This is a genomic window from Sorangium sp. So ce375 (assembly GCF_051473855.1).
Classification (GTDB): Bacteria; Myxococcota_A; Polyangia; order Polyangiales; family Polyangiaceae; genus Sorangium.
In genome coordinates this window covers 4,259,971-4,275,744 of the sequence record NZ_CP150335.1, presented here as the reverse complement: position 1 = coordinate 4,275,744, position 15,774 = coordinate 4,259,971, and the positions used below count along the sequence as shown (strand labels likewise).

Here is a 15,774-nt window from a genome sequence, read left to right as displayed (position 1 = left end):
CTCAGACCCGCTCCTCGGTGCGCGGATCGAACAGGTGGACGTGCTCCGGCGAGACGGCGAGCGTCACGCGCGCGCCGAGGGCCGGCGTCGTGCCACGATCCAGCCAGCGGGACACGATCACGGCGTCGCCGACGCGCAGGTGGACGTACGACTCGAACCCCATCGATTCGACGATCTCGACGTCGCCCGTCACGCCGAGCGGAGCGCCGGCGGGCGCGGGGCCGAGGTGCTCGGGCCGGACGCCGGCGATCACCCGGCCCTCGTGGTGCTCCGGCGTCCTCGGCAGCGCGAGCCGCACGCTTGGCGCCGAGAGCACCGAGGTCGAGCCGTCGAGGAGGAGCTCGGCGGGGATCAGGTTCATCGGGGGCGCGCCGATGAACGTCGCGACGAAGACGTTCGCCGGCCGGTCGTAGAGCTGCTGCGGGCTGTCGTGCTGGAGGAGCTCGCCTCCGTGGAGGACGGCGATCCGCTCCCCGAGGGTGAGCGCCTCCGTCTGATCGTGGGTCACGTACACGAGCGTCGTCCCGAGGCGTCGGTGCAGGCGGCGCAGCTCGGCGCGCATCGAGCTGCGCAGCGCGGCGTCGAGGTTCGAGAGCGGCTCGTCCATGAGCAGCACGCCCGGCTCGCGCACGATGGCGCGACCGATGGCGACGCGCTGCTGCTGGCCACCCGAGAGGGCCCGCGGCTTGCGATCGAGGAGGTGATCGATCGCCAGCGCGCGCGCCGTGGCCTCCACGCGGCGCTTCACCTCGTCGCGCGGCACGCGGCGGAGCGCGAGCGCGAAGGCCATGTTCTCGAAGCACGTCATGTGCGGGTAGAGCGCGTAGCTCTGGAAGACCATGGCGATGCCGCGCTCCTTCGGGGGCACGTCGTTGACCACGCGGCCGCCGATGGAGAGCGTCCCGCCGTCGACGTCCTCGAGGCCCGCGATCATCCGGAGCATGGTCGACTTGCCGCACCCGGAAGGCCCGACGAGCACGAGGAGCTCGCCGTCCTCGATGCGCAGCGACAGGTCCTCAACGATGGGCGCGCCCCCTTGGTAGCGCTTGGTAACATGCTCGAACGCGATCGCGGCCACGCTTCCGCCTCCTCGGCGCCGCTGCTCCTGAACCGCGGCGTGGGCGAGATCAAGCTGCCGGGCGAGCGCCGCCTCGGCGTCGCCGGGCGAGCATCCAGTCGAACGCCGAGCCAATGATCTCGGCCAGATCCTGGTGCCTGGGGCGGAAGCCGAGCTCGCGCTCGATGCGCGTGGAGCTCGCCACGAGCACCGCCGGATCGCCGGCGCGCCGCGGGCCGACGCGCGCGGGAATGGGTCGTCCGGTGACGTCGCGCGCGGCGTCGATGACCTCGCGCACGGTGTAGCCGCGCCCACCGCAACCGAGGTTGTAGACGCGGCTCTTCGCGCGGCCGGCGCCGATGGCCTCGATCGCGAGCACGTGGGCGTGGGCGAGATCGCGGACGTGGATGTAGTCGCGCACGCAGGTGCCGTCCTTCGTCGGGTAGTCGTCGCCGAAGATCACGACCTCGCCGGCCTCGCCCAGCGCGGCGCGCAGCACGAGCGGGACGAGGTGCGTCTCGGGATCGTGGCGCTCGCCGCAGCGATCTGTCGCGCCGGCGGCGTTGAAGTAGCGCAGGCTCACGTGCGAGAGGCCGTGCGCGCGCTCGTACCAGGCGAGGGCGCGCTCGAACGCGAGCTTCGTTTCGCCGTACGGGTTCGTGGGTGCGAGCGGATCGTCCTCCTCGATCGGCTGCTTGTTCGGCTCTCCGTAGACCGCCGCCGTCGAGGAGAAGACGATCCGCCCCACGCCGGCGTCGCGCATGGCGTCGAGCAGCGTGAGCCCGCCGACCACGTTGCTCCGGTAGTATTTGCCGGGGTTGCCCACAGATTCGCCCACCAGCGAGTCGGCGGCCATGTGCACGACGGCCTCCACCCCGTACGTGCGGAAGGCGCCGCGGAGCGCCTCGCCGTCGAGCACGTCCCCCTGGAGGAACGCGGCGCCCTCGACCACCGCGTCGCGATGCCCTTTGGCGAGGTTGTCGAAGACCGCGACGTCGTGACCGCGCGCGACGAGCTCTTCGGTGATCACGCTGCCGATGTAGCCGGCTCCGCCGGTGACCAGGATGCGCATGAGACCTCCTAACTTCGTGGCCGGGGCTCGCGCTCCGCGACGTAGCGCGCGAGCGCGTCGTCGAGCGAGGGCAACAAGAGCCCGCGGCCGCTCCCGAGCGCGCTGTACCGCGGGCGCGGCGCGGCCAAGCCGAGCGCGCGGCTCGGGCAGCGCACGAGCCGCGTCGCGGAGACGCGCGCGAGCGCCGCGCTGCGCGAGGCGAGCTCCGCCCAGCTCGTGGCGTCGCGGTTGGCGAGGTGCCAGATGCCGCGCTCGCCGTCGATCAGCAGATCGAGGGTCGTGTGCACGAGATCCGGGACGTAGGTCGGCGAGACGATCACGTCGTCGGCCGCGTGGAAGCTCCGGCCCTCGCCGAGGGCGCGCAGCGCGGCGGCGACGAAGCTCGCTTCGTCCCAGGGACCGAAGAACGCGGCGGTGCGCACCACCAGCGCCTCCGGGAGGATCGCGAGGACGTTCCACTCCGCCGTCGCCTTGCTGCGGCCGTAGACGTTGAGCGGGCGCGCGGGATCGGTCTCCACGTACGGCGAGCGCTGCGCGCCGTCGAAGACCAGATCGGCCGAGAAGGTGACGAGCCGCGCGTCGCGCCGGCGACACGCGATCGCGAGCACGGCGGGCCCCAGCGCGTTCTCGCGCTCGCAGCGGTGCGGCTCGCGCTCGGCCTCGTCGACACCTACGAACCCGGCCGCGTTGATGACGGCCCACGGGGCGAGCCGATCGAGGGTGCGCTCGACCGACGCGGGATCGGCGATATCCATCTCGTCGCGCCCGATCGAGCGGCAGGGCAGGCCGCGCAGCGCGCACAGGCGCGCGAACGCGCGGCCGAGCGTCCCCTTCGCGCCGGTGATCAGGATGGGCGGGCCGTCGGCCGCAGCCTCGGGCGCGGGCGCGACGGCCGCGTCCGGACCGTAGGTCAGCCGCTCCGGGCGCCGCCACCAGCCCGGCGAGGCGAGCACGGGATGATCGAAGCGATCGCCGCGCGCGAGCGCGGAGACAAGCCGCGCGAGCGCCGTCGATCGCGGCTCGGGGCCGCGCACATCGAACACGCCCGGCTCGTAGTGCCCGCGCTCCTCGATGACGAGGCAGCTCCAGTCGAAGCAGCCGAGCAGCGACCACGCGGTGACCGCGCGCACGTCCGCGCCCGCCGCGCGCGCCGCCTCTGCGGCGCGGAACGCCTCGACCAGCCAGCGAAGCTGCTCCTCGCGCGGCCCGCCGAGGTGCACCTCGCTTATCGCCACGGGCCGGCGGTAGCGATCCCAGACCTCCTGGAGGCACGCGCGGTGCCCGTCGATGCCTCCGGCGACCGCGCGCACGGCCTCGACATCGGCATAAGCGTGCTGGCCATTTCCGCCGTGCGACCAGGCGGGGTAAGAGGTCAGCCGCTCGTCGAGGAACCGCTCGCTCGTGATGTAGTAGTTGACGCCGAGGATGTCCGGCGGACAAGGATCCTCGACGAACCACGCGAGCTCGGCAGGCGAGGCGCCCCACCCGAGGAGCAGCGGGAACAGCGGGTGATCGCCGTCCACGCGCCCCGTGAGCAGATCGAAGCTGAGCCAGCGCCGGTGATTCTCGTGCTCGGCCTGGTAGGCGAGCAGCGGCGTGCTCGTCGTCTTGCCGAGATCCTCCGTCTGGATCAGGCGCGCCCGGGGGATCACCTCCCGGATGGCGCGCATGGCGAGCGCGATCGCGCGGCACTCGGTGAGCAGCGCGCGCACGAACGTGCGCGGATCGCGGCCGTGCGGGTACCAGTGCCCGTAGAGGCCCGAGAAGCGGGCCGTCGTGAGCGGCTCGTTCACCGGCGTCCAGTCGATGACCCACGGATAGCGCTCGGCCGCCGCGCGGGCGAAGCGGGCGAGCCCCTCCGGGAAGCCCGGATCGACGAGGCTCGTGTAGCGCGGGCCGCTGCCGTGGTGGACGAGCCCGATGATGGGCCGGACATCGAGCGTCCGGAGCCGCCCGAGCCGCGCGTCGGCCCAGCCGAAGTCCAGGCGCTCCGGCCGGTCGGGGGCCGTCCGCTCCCAGAGCACGGGCGTGCGCAGCGCGTGGATCCCGAGCGCGGCAAAACGATCGAGATCATCGAGGCGGCGCGCGTGCCCGCTCCGGTCGAGCTGGTGGTGATACACGTCGCCGACGCGGTTGACGGTGCACTCCACGCCGCCCCAGATCTCGAGGGGCGCCCTCGCCTCTCCCGCCATGATCAAGCCGCCTTGGCCGAGGCGAGCAGTCGATTCGGCACGCCGGCTAGCCTCGCATAGAGGGTGAGCGCCTGGGCCACCACCTGGTCCATGTTGTAGTAGCGATAGGTCCCGAGCCGCCCGGCGAAGTGGACGCCGGGCGTCTCCTTGGCGAGATCCTCGTACTTGCGGTAGAGGGCCGCGTTCTCCGGCCGCGGCACGGGGTAGTACGGATCGCCCTCGCCCTTCGGGATCTCGTAGACGATGGTCGTCTTCGGGTGCACCTGGCCCGTGAGGTACTTGAACTCGGTGACCCGGGTATAGGGGTTCTCGTTCGGATAGTTGATGACCGGCGCGTCCTGGTACCTCTCTTGATCCTTGGTCTCGAAGTGGAACTCCAGGGATCGATACGGCAGCTTTCCGAAGCGATAGTCGAAGAAGGCGTCGACGGGGCCTGTGAAGATCACCTCGCGATGAGGGATCTCGCCCTGCACCTCGCGAAAAGGGGCGTTGAGCAGGATCTTGATGTTCGGGTGATCGACCATCCGCTCGAACATGCGCGTGAAGCCGTGGAGCGGCATGGCCTGGTAGGTGTCGGTGAAGTACCGATCGTCGCGGTTGCTCCGCACCGGCACGCGCGCGGTCACGGCGGCGTCGAGCTCGGATGGGTCGAGTCCCCACTGCTTCCGGGTGTAGTGCTTGAAGAACTTCTCATAGAGCTCGACGCCGACCTTGCTGACGATCACGTCCTCGCTGGTACGGATCTGCTCGCGTCGCTCGGCCCGGGAGGCGAGGAACGCCTCCACCTCGGGCGCGCTCAGGCGCAGGCCGTAGAGCTGGTTGATTGTGTCGAGGTTGATGGGGATGGGGACGAGCTGCCCGTCCACCCAGGCGCGCACGCGGTGCTGGTACGGGCGCCACTCGGTGAAGCGCGAGAGGTACTCGAACACCTCCCGCGAGTTGGTGTGGAAGACGTGGGGGCCGTACCTGTGCACCAGGACGCCGGCGGCGTCGTGGTGATCATAGGCGTTGCCGCCGATGTGCGGGCGGACATCGCAGAGCACCACCCTCTTGCCCGAGCCGCGCGCGAGCCGCTCGGCGAGCACGCAGCCGGCGAAGCCGGCGCCGACGATGAGATAGTCAAACATCGGCGCCCTGCCGCGCCGCCGGGCGCTGGCCCGCCATCAGCACGCCGTCGAGGAGCTTTTCGATCTTCGACCACGTCGCGTCCCACGATCCCTGTGCGAGCAGCGCGTCGGCCCGCGAGAGGCGCGCGGCGTGATCCTCGGCGAGGTACGCCTCGACGGCGGCCACGAAATCGCCCGCGGCGTCGGCGATGCGCGCGAGGCCGAGCTCGCCGTAGGGCCGGACGACATCGCGGATCGACGTGGAGACGACGGGCTTGCCGCCCGCGAGGTACTCCGGCGTCTTGGTGGGGCTGATGAAGCGCGTGGCCTCGTTGCGCGCGAACGGTAAGAGCGCAACGTCCCAGCCCGCGAGGTAGGAGGGCAGCTCCTCGTAGCTCTTCTTGCCGAGATAGTGGATGTTGGGCGCGCGTGGCAGGCTCGCCGGATCGATCTTCACGACCGGACCGACGAAGACGAGGTGCCACCCGGGCCGGGCGGCGGCCACGCCGGCGATGAGATCGAGATCCATGCGCTCGTCGATGACGCCGAAGTAGCCGAGCCGCGGGCCCGGAATCGTGGCCTGATCGTCGGGCGGCGCGAGCGGCCGGCGCGCCGCCGCGAAGTGGGCGATGTCGACGCTGCTCGGGAGCAGGTGCACGTTCGCGTGAAGCGCGCTCTTGGACTCGTAGAGGCTGCGCCCTCCCGTGAAGACCACGTCGGCGCGGCGGAGCAGCTCGGCCTCGTGGTGCTTGAGCGCGGGCGGCGCGCCGGCGAACGCGGAGAGCTCGTCCATGCAGTCGTACACGACCGCTCTGGCCGCGAGGTGCCGCGAGAACAGGAGCGCCATTGGCGTGTAGTACCAGAGCACGTGTTCGTCGATGCCGAAGCGATCGAGCATGTCGTCGACGAGATCGCGCTCCAGCGCGTGGATCCGCGCGTCGTCGAGGCCCGGCGGCAGGTGCGGCGTGACGACGCGCACGCCGTGGCGATCGACGGGCGCGGCCTCGATCCGCGGCGGCCCGTCGCTCCACACCGGCTCCTCGAAGAAGAACACGCGTCGCGTGCGCGCGCAGCGCGAGAGGAGGTGCTGCGGGCGCTGGAAGACGAAGCTCCAGCGCAGGTGCGAGAAGCAGACGACGTCCGGCCGCCGTTTGTGGCTCATGCTTGTCCTCCTCGATGGCGGCCGCGGCGCGGCTGATGTGCACGAGCGTGCCGCCCGGGAGGGCCAATACAAGGAACGTACCTGACAGGGAGTACGTGTCACGAATAGCAGAGCTCGCGAGCGCTCACGCCATCGGGGTGAGCCCCCTCGGGGTGAACCCGGATCGGGCTTCGTACGCCCGCGCGACGCGCTCGGCGACGGCGCGACCGGATCCGCGCTTCGCGAGGATCACCACCGCGCCGCCGGAGCCTCCACCCGTGAGGCGCGCGCCGGCGATATCGGGCTCGGCGCGCGCGAGATCGACCAGCAGATCGACGGGTGGCACCGAGACCTCGCAGTCATCCCGCATCGACGCGCGCGACGCGTCAAACAGCGCTCCTAACCTCGCCACGTCGGCCGGGAGCGCTCGCCGAGACGTCCGGATCGCGCCCGAGGAGATCACGAAAGCTCGGATTGCCCGCTCGATCACCCGGGGTCCACCACCCCACCGCGGAGCTCGGCCGCCCTTCGCCTGTCTGACGAGGCTCCGTTCGAACCTCACTCCCCGCCGGCGATCACCTCGACCGCGATGATGCCTTCTTGGCGGGGGCCGACGCGCTCGGCGATCTCCATCGGATCGGGGTGCACCTGCCCGGCGGCCCGGCCGCGCGTGGCGGCGGCGATGGCGTCGATCAGGAACTTCGGCGTCCGATCGGCGTAGAGCAGCCCGTTGGCTTCCTGATAGGTATCGGTGAGCTGCGTGTAGCAGAAGCCGGCGAGCAGCGGCGCCGCGCGCACAACGGCGAGGAGGCGCTCGTACGCCCGCTCCAGCGCCGCTGGGCTATCAGCGGAGGTGTATCCCCACGTGCCGGGGCGGCGGAGCGCGATACCGCCCATCTCCGAGAGCACGATCGGGTGCTCCTGCCTGCGCGAGTGGCCGTCGAGCACGAGCACGCGGCCGCCCGGGCGCTCGCGCCGGAAGAGCCGCGGGCGAGACTCGCCGCCGTCGTAGCGCTGGGCGATCCGGGCGGGATCGGGATCGTAGTCATGAATACCGATGATGTCGGTGGCCACGGCCTCCCAGCCGTCGTTGCCGATCACCGGGCGCGTCGGGTCGAGCGTCTTCGTGAGGTGATAGAGCGCTTTGACCCCGTGTCGCTCGCGCGCGCTGTCCGGCAGGTTGGGCACGCCCCAGGACTCGTTGAAGGGCACCCAGGCGATGATGCACGGATGGCTGAAATCGCGGTCGATCGCCTCCGTCCACTCGCGCGTCAGGCGCTCGATCGAGAGGGGCGTGAAGCGGTAAGCGCTCGGCATCTCCTCCCACACGAGCAAGCCCAGCCGATCGGCCCAGTAGAGATAGCGCGGATCCTCGATTTTCTGGTGCTTGCGTGCGCCGTTGAACCCCATGGCGCGCGTGAGCTCGATGTCACGCCGGAGCGCGTCGTCGTCGGGCGAGGTCATCCCGGTCTCGGGCCAGTAGCCCTGATCGAGCACCATCCGGAGCGTGATGGGCCGCCCGTTGAGCAGCACGCGGTCGCCCTGCACCGCGATGGATCGGAGCGCGGTGTAGCTGTAGACGCGATCGATCGTCTCGCCGTCGCGGGTGACGAGCTCGATCTCGGCGTCGATGAGCGTGGGTGACTCCGGGCTCCAGAGCAGCTGGTTGCGCGAGTCGTCGATGCCCGGATCGGAGAGCGCGATCCGGCGGTGGACCTCGCCGAGCACGACGGCGTAGCTGTCCTCGGCGAGCAGCGCGCCGTTCGCGGTGAGGCGCAGGCGCAGGCGCAGCTCGTCCCGGCGCTCGCCGCCGATCCGGGCGTAGAAATCGAGCTCCCACCGGTCGAGGCTCGACTGCCAGCGGAGCGCCACGATCGAGCTCGCGGGCACGCGCTCCATCCACACCGTCTGCCAGATGCCGGTCGTGCGCGGGTACCAGATGGAGTGCGGTTCGAGCTGCCAATCCTGCTTGCCGCGCGGCTTGGCGAGATCGAGCGGATCGTCCTCTGCGCGCACGACGATCTCGACGGCGCGCGACGAACCGACGAGATCGGTGATATCGACGCTGAAGGGGGTGTAGCCGCCGGTATGATGCGCAGCGCGGCTCCCCGCGACCCAGACGGTCGCGTCGTAGTCGACGGCTCCGAAGTGCAGCATCAGCCGCTCTCCACCGCGCAGCTCCGGCACCGCGACGGTGCGCCGGTACCAGACGGCGCGGAAGAGGCCGCGCGCGCCGACGCCGCTCTGCGCGGTCTCGGGCGCGAAGGGTACCTCGATGAAGCCCTCCCAGCCGACGTCGGCTGGCTGCCGGAAGCGCGCCTCGGGGTCGAGCGCGAAGCTCCAAGTACCGTTGAGCGATTCCCAGCCGGCGCGCCGGAGCTGCGGCCGCGGGTAGCCATGCGCGCGCCCGCCGGCGATGGCGAGGTCTGCTCCGGGGGATGGCTCGGCGGCGACGGACGGGTGGTTCATCCTTCGAGGTGCTTCCTTTGCTGTACGGCGGGGCAGACCTTACAGCGCCTCCAGCGCCACGCCATGCCGCCAGCGCGGGTTTTGATCCGCGCGGAGGCGCAGCTTTCATCGAAGCACGAATCACCGGACAATCGCTGTCTCCCCATGAGTCCGGGTATTCCGGCTATCGGAGCGGGCCCAGCCGTGATCACCTCGAGTGGAGCCTGCCGCGCGTACGACTCCATGCGCGGGGACGGCTCGCCATCGCCATCATCACCGCTGATCCGTCGCCGCAGCGGCCCGGCGTCTGCCGGGCGCTCCTCGCGCCCTCCCGCGCCGGCGCACAAAAAAACAGAGCGCCCATTCGACGGCGGGGGGGGAAGCCGTCACGGGCGCTCTGCCCTGTTCATCTAGCAGGACACGGGCCAGCGCCTATTCGTAAATTTTTCAAGGACTTACCCGTCAGGGAGCTCCTGAAGCTTTCGATCCTGAGATCGTCGCTTGCAGACCTGACGGATGCGCCCGCGCCGCGGCCCTCGGCCGTGCGGCGGGTGTGCGCGCTGCAGGGCTCGAGCACCGATCACGCTGGCGCCGCGAGGAAATCAACAGAAGGGAAGAGCAACCGCAAGGGCGCGAGGGGCGCAAGGGGAAGGCAAGAAAATATCTCGTCTCTGGTCCCTTGCGCCCCTTGCGCCCTTGCGGTTGCTCTCCTTCCCGCATTCCTTGCCTTTGGAGCTTGCTTCCCGGCAGAACGGTTGTGTCTCGCAACTTGTTGAATTCAGACAACTTCCAACCAGTTCGGCGCTCTGGCGAGGCCTGCCGGCGCGGCGCTGGCCACGGAGGCCGCTCGGGGCGCGGGCCTCCGCATGCGGCTTTCGTGCTGGCGAGGATCGGGCTGGGAGGGGTGATGTATATGCGAACGAGGCACCGCGGCGGACGCTCCCCGGAGACGCGGGACTCGCGGTCTCCTGCAGGAGGTGAAGCATGTCGACGCGCGCGAAAGGGATAGTGCTCTTCATCATCGGGCTCGCCTGCGCGAGCTGTGCCCGGAGCGAGGAGGAAATCCGGGAGGATTTCGACGTGATCGTCGCCGACTCGAACGCGTGCAACGACACCTCTGAGTGCGTCTATGTGTCGCCCGGCTGCCCGCTCGGGTGTTTCGTGCCCGTGAACAGCGCCAAGAAAGCGTATGTGGAAGGGGAGGCGCGCGAGCTCATCGATGACTACGAGCGCGGTGGGCGGTACTGCGCGTACGAGTGTGTCGCGCCAGGCCCGATCGAGTGCACCGAGGGCCGCTGTCAGGACGGCGCCTCACCCTGACGCGCGGGTCGCGGGTGCGGCTTGTGTGTACGAGCGTCTCCCATCGCTCATGACGACAGGACAGCAGATAACCCGGCGCGACGTCGGTCAACCGCGGTTGACCCGAGTCCATGACGGCTGAGTCACGAGCCTGCAGCCACGCCGTAACCCGCGCGTGCCTTGCCGGGCGGCACGACGCCGCGCTGGGCCCACAGGCGGAGCCCGCGCACGTGCGAGCGTTGCCATAGATCCTCCGTCTGCTTGCGGAGGACGAGGTCGCGCACCTGGATCGCCAGCGCCTGTTCGACGGCATAGGTCCGCACCGCGGCGGCGTCGCGGACGTCCACCTCGCGCACGAACGCGAGGACGTCGCGCAGCACCTGCAATGTGTCGCGCCGCGCCTCGACGCCCACGCGCATCGCCGCCTCCGAGAACGCGTCGGTCGCTGGACCGGGGAAGAAGCGCTCGTGGATCTGCCGCGCGAACGAGAGGCTGATGAGGCGGTTGAGCAGGCTCTCGCAGGCAAGGCCGCGCTCGTGCAGGCACACGCGCAGGATGCGGAACATCACCTCGGCGCGCGGGTCGCGCATGCGGTAGCCGTAGCTGCGGTAGTCGCCCTCGAGGCGCCCCTCGGCTGCCAGGCGCGAGCGCAGCGCCGTGCCCGAGTACACCTCGGTGCGGCACACGTTCCAGGGCAGATCGAGGTGCTGCTCCGCGAGATCGAGCGTCGCGTCGATGTCGTCGATCGAGCAGTCGGGATCGAACAGCATGAAGTTGAACGAGGGGGTGATACCGTGGTCCCTGCAGATCTCGATGGCGCTCCTGTTGTGCTCGGGCAGGTGCGTGCGGCCCAGGTAGCCGAGGCGCGCCGCGGAGGCGCTCTCGACGCCCAGGAACATGTGGATCGCGCCCATGTCGCGGAGCGCCGCGCACGTGCCGGGCGAGATCGTCTCGGGGCGGCCCTTCACCCAGAACACCACGTCGCCCACGCCGCGCGCGTCGAGCCCCGCGCGCAGGGCGGCGCAGCGCTCGACCGTCTTCTTCTCGCGCGGCAGCACGAACAGGTCGTCCTGCACGAACACCACGCGCGCCCCGCGTTCGTGGTACGCGGCGGCGATCTCCTCGGCCACAGGATCCGGCTTGCGCAGGCGGAACGCGACGCCCATCTCGGAGGTGAAGGCGGCGATGCTGCAGTAATTGCACTCGCCGATGCAGCCGCGCGCCGTGATCACGAAGTCGACAACGGTGCCGCCCACCATGTACGGCTCGGCGCTCTTCGCGGCGGGCGGCAGCGCGTCGAGGTCCATGACCGGCTGGCGCACGGGGCCCTCGACGATCGCGTCGCCCTCGCGCCACACGAGGCCCGCGACGTCACGCACGGGCTCGCCGGCCGCGAGGAGAGCCAGCATCTCGACGAAGGTCTGCTCGCCCTCGTGGCGCACGGCGGTGTCGAGATCGGGGATGTCGCGGAGCAGCTCGTGATGACAGAACGTCGGCACGTGGCCGCCGCACGTGAGGTGCCCCCGAAAGCCCCGCGGGCGCAGCGCGCGCAGGAACGCCACGTAGTCCTCGATCGCGTTCTGGAACGCGAGGCCCACGCCGATCACGTCGGGCGCCGCGGAGAGCGCGCGCTCCACCGCGACGTCGAGCTCGGCGCGATCGTTGTACGCGATGACCTCGGCCTCGTGGCCCGCGCGCCGCGCGGAGGCGGCGAGGTACTGCAGGGCCAGGTTCTCCTGCTGGATCGGCCCGACCAGGACGGCCTTGATCCGCCGTGTCGCGCGGGGTCCCGCGAGATCGGAGGCGCCGGAGCGCGCCGCCGAGCGTTGCGCTGGCGCGACGGCTCGCCCGGCGCCGCCGGAGCCCAGCACGGGCAGCGCGCGGCTCACGGCGCCTCCAGCATGTACGACGCCACGCCCGCCGTGTGCTCGCCGGTCACCGCCGCCTGCACGAGGTGCGGCCCCGCCCCCTTCGGCGGAGTCCACACGACGACATCGGCCGCGAGCTGCTGCAGGTCACCCGCCGACGCGCGCCACGCGTAGTCGACGCCGGGCCCGCCGTCGTTCTCCGCGAGCAGCACCACCGATTGGCCGACCTTCACGATCGGCCGAACGCGCAGCCGCAGGGCGCGCGCGAGGGGGAGCTCGTCCTCGCTCTTGTCCGGCACGATCGGGCTCGGCGCCATCTCCGCGATGATCTCGCACACCTTGCATTCGTCGCCCGAGCTGACCCACGCGAGGTCGGCGCCGCCTGGCTGGTTATCGTCGATGCAGAGATGGACGACCGTGAGGGCCTCGACCGTGCGCACGTCGCTCGGGCTCGGCCCGCACTGCGACGTGAACGTCGTCTTCACCGTCATGCTGACCCATTGCTCCGGCGGCAGCTCCAGCATTTGCGGCCACTCGGCGTGGAACGAGAAGCCGCCCTGCACCGGCTGGACATCGCTCACCACCATGCCGAGCAGCGCGTCCGCCTGCGCGGAGACGACCTCGATCGTCGGCGTGCCGACGACGGTGCTCTGGAGCTCCTGCGCGATCGCGACGAGGCCCATCGCGAGGTTCAGCGCCTGCGAGTACTTTGTGAGCGTGACGCGCGCGGCGGTGTTGCTCACCACCGAGGGCGGGTTGTCCGCGCAGATCTGGCCCGGCTCCGCGGGCACGCCCGCCTCGGGCATCGCCACCGTGAAGGTGGTCTCGCTCAAGAATCCGCCGCACAGCTCGGCGCCGCCCGTGCCGCCGAATCCGCCGAGCCCGGAGCCGGCCGTACCCACGGTCGCGAATTCGCCCGTGCCCCCGGTCCCGGTGCCGCCCGTGCCCCCGGTGCCGCCCGTACCTCCTATGCTGGTGCTGCCGCTGCCGCCGCCCCCCGTGGGTGTCGTCTCGACGTGCCCGCCGCACGCGGCGGGCAGGATGGAGGCGGCGACGAGGAAGGGCACCGCGCCGGAGGTGCGCGACCAGGAAAGGCGGAGGATGCGCATGCACGAAGGATATGCCCGCCGGTGCCCGCTATGGCGTCAGAAATTGCTGGCTCCTGCGTGGCGCGCAACGGCCCGCGGCCCGTAAACGCCCGACCAACGCCGTCGTGAAAGTGCATTGGCCATCGTACGATTGAAGTGCTCGAGTGCGTTCCGGCGCAGTCGGTCGGCGACGCAGGCCGAAGCCACCTCGCCGGGCCGTCTATCAGGATCGCCTGTGCCCCGTCGAGTCGTCGGCTTACGCCGCCCCGCGCCAGATAGCACTGTTTCATTTCTCGAACGCCGCCGTTCCATCCCGCTGCCTGGCGTCGCCCACCGTGTTGCCGCATACTCTGGACGTGATCCTTGCGCGGTTGCGGGGCGGGTCGGATGCGCCTGTCTCCGGACCTCGGGCTGCGGCGGGCCCATCTTGTGGCCCGCCGGTACAGAGGGCATCACGGCGGATGGAACCTGGCCTCGATGAGCCGCCGCGGTGATCCAAATGGGCTCTCCACTGCGGAGCCCACAGCGCATCTCACGGCGTGACCGAGATGCACCGATGAACCCCTGCGCCCGACCACGCGTCAGGTCTGGAACATAACCTACCATAACGAAATATTGGCGAACAAATGAAACACATCTATCACACGACGTCCATGCGCGCGCTGTTCTTCGGCCTCGTCGCCGGAGGTATTTCGCTGAGCGCACCCGCTCAAGCTCAGGCGGCTGAGTTCGGAGTATACGAAGGAGAGACTTGCCCCGCAGGATACACACCGTTGGCCGCGGTCGACGCCTTCTGGACGTTTCTCACCCGCTGCGATGAGCTCCCCTATTCAGGGGTCTTTCGTCTCGCAGACGGATCTTCGATCGACGGCCCGTGGAACAACTGCCAGCAGCATGCCAACGATACCCGCGAGCTGGACTACACGCTCTGCAAACCCAACTACGAGCTCTTTGACATCGGCGGGACCACCTTTGCGGTGGTGAGAGGCGGAGAGCAGTGTCTAGAGGGCTTCGAGCACGTGGACTTCGCCACCGCCTCCGCCTACTCGGAGGAGATATGCGCTCACGTCGGACTCTGGGGGATCGCGAGGATCGGCGGAGGGGGCTCCATCGACGGTGCAGGGTACGGTTGCGGCATCCGCGCGAGCGACTCTCGCGAGCTCGGTGACGCGATCTGCGTACAGATCGAGTAAATATCCAGAATCAGCGGCAGCTTGCGCGATCCCCACCAACTTGGCAGCCAGGGTGCGCAGGAGCCGAACCAGCTGCTTCAAAACGTCCCCCTCGGGCCGCGCGGACTTCTCGGCGCTGAAATCCGTGCGGCCCAACAAGCCGCTGCTGCCGGCGGCGCTTCGCACCGCGGCAGAGCGGCCAATCGATCGACGACTCCTGCTCCCGGCGCGCCTTTCCCCCTACCCGGCTGTTGCAAGGAAGTCCTGGCTCTTCTTCGTCGACGACGACCACGCCTCTGCCGCAGGCAACCTCTTCTCGCTGGTGGCGAGCTGCGAGCTGCGAGCTCCACGGCCTGGACCCCGAGGCCTACCTGGCCAACGTCTCCGTATTCCGAGCCTACGGTTCACTCGAAAGAAGAGGGCTTATCTTCATCGTCAGGAAGGGGATAATCTCTCGGATCTTGGGGAGTTGCGTTGTATGCGCCGGGAATACGAGGTGGACCGGAATAGGGCCGCTTGACCAGTCCGTGAGGACTTGGGTGACTTTCCCGCGGCTGATGGTCTCCCGGATGAGGCTCTCGGGGACGAAGCCGATTCCTTCGTGGGCCTTCATCAGCTCTTCCATCGCTACGAACGAATTCGTGCTCGTGGTGATTCTTGGTTTGGCTTTGGCCTTCAGGCCCGAAGCCGTCTGCAGCTTCCAGACGGTTTCGGAGCCGGCTTTGTCCGAGGAGAGAAAACCCAGGCACGAGTGCGCGCGCAGATCCGCCGGACCGGTGATCGGGGCGGACTGCCGCAGGTATCTCGGGCTCGCCGCCAGGATCATACGGCCGAGGCCCAGCCTCTTCGCCTTGAGGCTCGAGTCCTTCAGGTGGCCCCCGCGGATCGCGATGTCGACGCGGTCCCGATGAAAATGGACGAGATCGTTCGCGAAGAGGATTTCGACGTTCATCTGCGGAAATCTCCTTCGGTACTCGGCCACGGCCTCGGCGATTTCCCGCGAGGCGAACTCCGCGGGACAGGCGAGGCGCAACGTTCCGCTCGGCTGCGCCTGCGCTCCGGACGTCTCATCGAACGCGTCGACGAGCTGACGGACCGCACGCGCGCTCTTGTTGAAGTACGCTTCGCCCGCATCGGTCAGGCGCAGGCTTCGCGTCGTCCGCGTGAGCAAGCTCACGCCCAAGGCCTTCTCCAGGGCGGCGATCCGGTCGCTCACCGTGGAGGCGGGCATTTCCAAGCGCTTCGCGGCCTCGATGAAGGAGCCGGCGGTGACGACTTCGACGAAGATTCTCGCGGCATTCAGGTCCAAGCTCATCATCCGCGTATCCGTA

General features: G+C 69.8%; 12 protein-coding genes. 2 read left to right on the top strand and 10 right to left on the bottom strand.

The annotated features are described in order from the left end of the window. Nucleotide 1 precedes the first annotated feature (1 nt). The 7 genes from WME90_RS15955 to WME90_RS15925 all read right to left on the bottom strand — a co-directional run bounded on the left by WME90_RS15955 (nt 2) and on the right by WME90_RS15925 (nt 9,037). Nucleotides 2–1,078 (bottom strand): ABC transporter ATP-binding protein, encoded by a 1,077-nt coding sequence (locus WME90_RS15955; protein ID WP_437281977.1) that lies wholly within the window; start codon nt 1,076–1,078, stop codon nt 2–4. 49 nt (nt 1,079–1,127) lie between these two features. Continuing rightward, a complete protein-coding gene (galE, locus tag WME90_RS15950; protein ID WP_437281976.1) occupies nt 1,128–2,129 on the bottom strand; it encodes a UDP-glucose 4-epimerase GalE in 1,002 nt (333 codons plus the stop codon). A gap of 8 nt (nt 2,130–2,137) precedes the next feature. After that, the gene (locus WME90_RS15945) at nt 2,138–4,321 is read right to left on the bottom strand and encodes a sugar nucleotide-binding protein (protein ID WP_437281975.1); all 2,184 of its coding nucleotides are present in this window, start codon (nt 4,319–4,321) and stop codon (nt 2,138–2,140) included. A gap of 2 nt (nt 4,322–4,323) precedes the next feature. Continuing rightward, on the bottom strand, nt 4,324–5,448 hold the full coding sequence (gene glf / locus WME90_RS15940) for a UDP-galactopyranose mutase (RefSeq protein ID WP_437281974.1): 1,125 nt from the start codon (nt 5,446–5,448) through the stop codon (nt 4,324–4,326). Further along, the gene (locus WME90_RS15935) at nt 5,441–6,589 is read right to left on the bottom strand and encodes a glycosyltransferase family 1 protein (protein WP_437281973.1); all 1,149 of its coding nucleotides are present in this window, start codon (nt 6,587–6,589) and stop codon (nt 5,441–5,443) included. The genes glf and WME90_RS15935 overlap by 8 nt, the downstream gene beginning before the upstream one ends. Before the next feature lie 124 nt (nt 6,590–6,713). Continuing rightward, complete coding sequence (locus tag WME90_RS15930; protein WP_437281972.1) at nt 6,714–6,980, bottom strand: hypothetical protein; 267 nt, start codon at nt 6,978–6,980, stop codon at nt 6,714–6,716. A gap of 146 nt (nt 6,981–7,126) precedes the next feature. Next, on the bottom strand, nt 7,127–9,037 hold the full coding sequence (locus WME90_RS15925; protein WP_437281971.1) for a glycoside hydrolase family 2 protein: 1,911 nt from the start codon (nt 9,035–9,037) through the stop codon (nt 7,127–7,129). A 963-nt stretch (nt 9,038–10,000) separates the two neighbouring features. Between WME90_RS15925 and WME90_RS15920 the strand changes: the two genes are divergently transcribed. After that, nucleotides 10,001–10,336 (top strand): hypothetical protein, encoded by a 336-nt coding sequence (locus WME90_RS15920; RefSeq protein ID WP_437281970.1) that lies wholly within the window; start codon nt 10,001–10,003, stop codon nt 10,334–10,336. A 122-nt stretch (nt 10,337–10,458) separates the two neighbouring features. On the opposite strand, the gene WME90_RS15915 is transcribed toward WME90_RS15920, so the two are convergent. Beyond that, the gene (locus tag WME90_RS15915) at nt 10,459–12,204 is read right to left on the bottom strand and encodes a B12-binding domain-containing radical SAM protein (RefSeq protein WP_437281969.1); all 1,746 of its coding nucleotides are present in this window, start codon (nt 12,202–12,204) and stop codon (nt 10,459–10,461) included. Further along, nucleotides 12,201–13,292: a hypothetical protein gene (locus WME90_RS15910; protein ID WP_437281968.1), complete on the bottom strand. Its 1,092-nt coding sequence runs from the start codon at nt 13,290–13,292 to the stop codon at nt 12,201–12,203. The genes WME90_RS15915 and WME90_RS15910 overlap by 4 nt, the downstream gene beginning before the upstream one ends. 605 nt (nt 13,293–13,897) lie before the next feature. On the opposite strand from WME90_RS15910, the gene WME90_RS15905 reads away from it, so the two are divergent. Next, nucleotides 13,898–14,464: a hypothetical protein gene (locus tag WME90_RS15905; protein ID WP_437281967.1), complete on the top strand. Its 567-nt coding sequence runs from the start codon at nt 13,898–13,900 to the stop codon at nt 14,462–14,464. 376 nt (nt 14,465–14,840) lie between these two features. On the opposite strand, the gene WME90_RS15900 is transcribed toward WME90_RS15905, so the two are convergent. Beyond that, nucleotides 14,841–15,761: a LysR family transcriptional regulator gene (locus WME90_RS15900; RefSeq protein ID WP_437281966.1), complete on the bottom strand. Its 921-nt coding sequence runs from the start codon at nt 15,759–15,761 to the stop codon at nt 14,841–14,843. Nucleotides 15,762–15,774 lie beyond the last annotated feature (13 nt).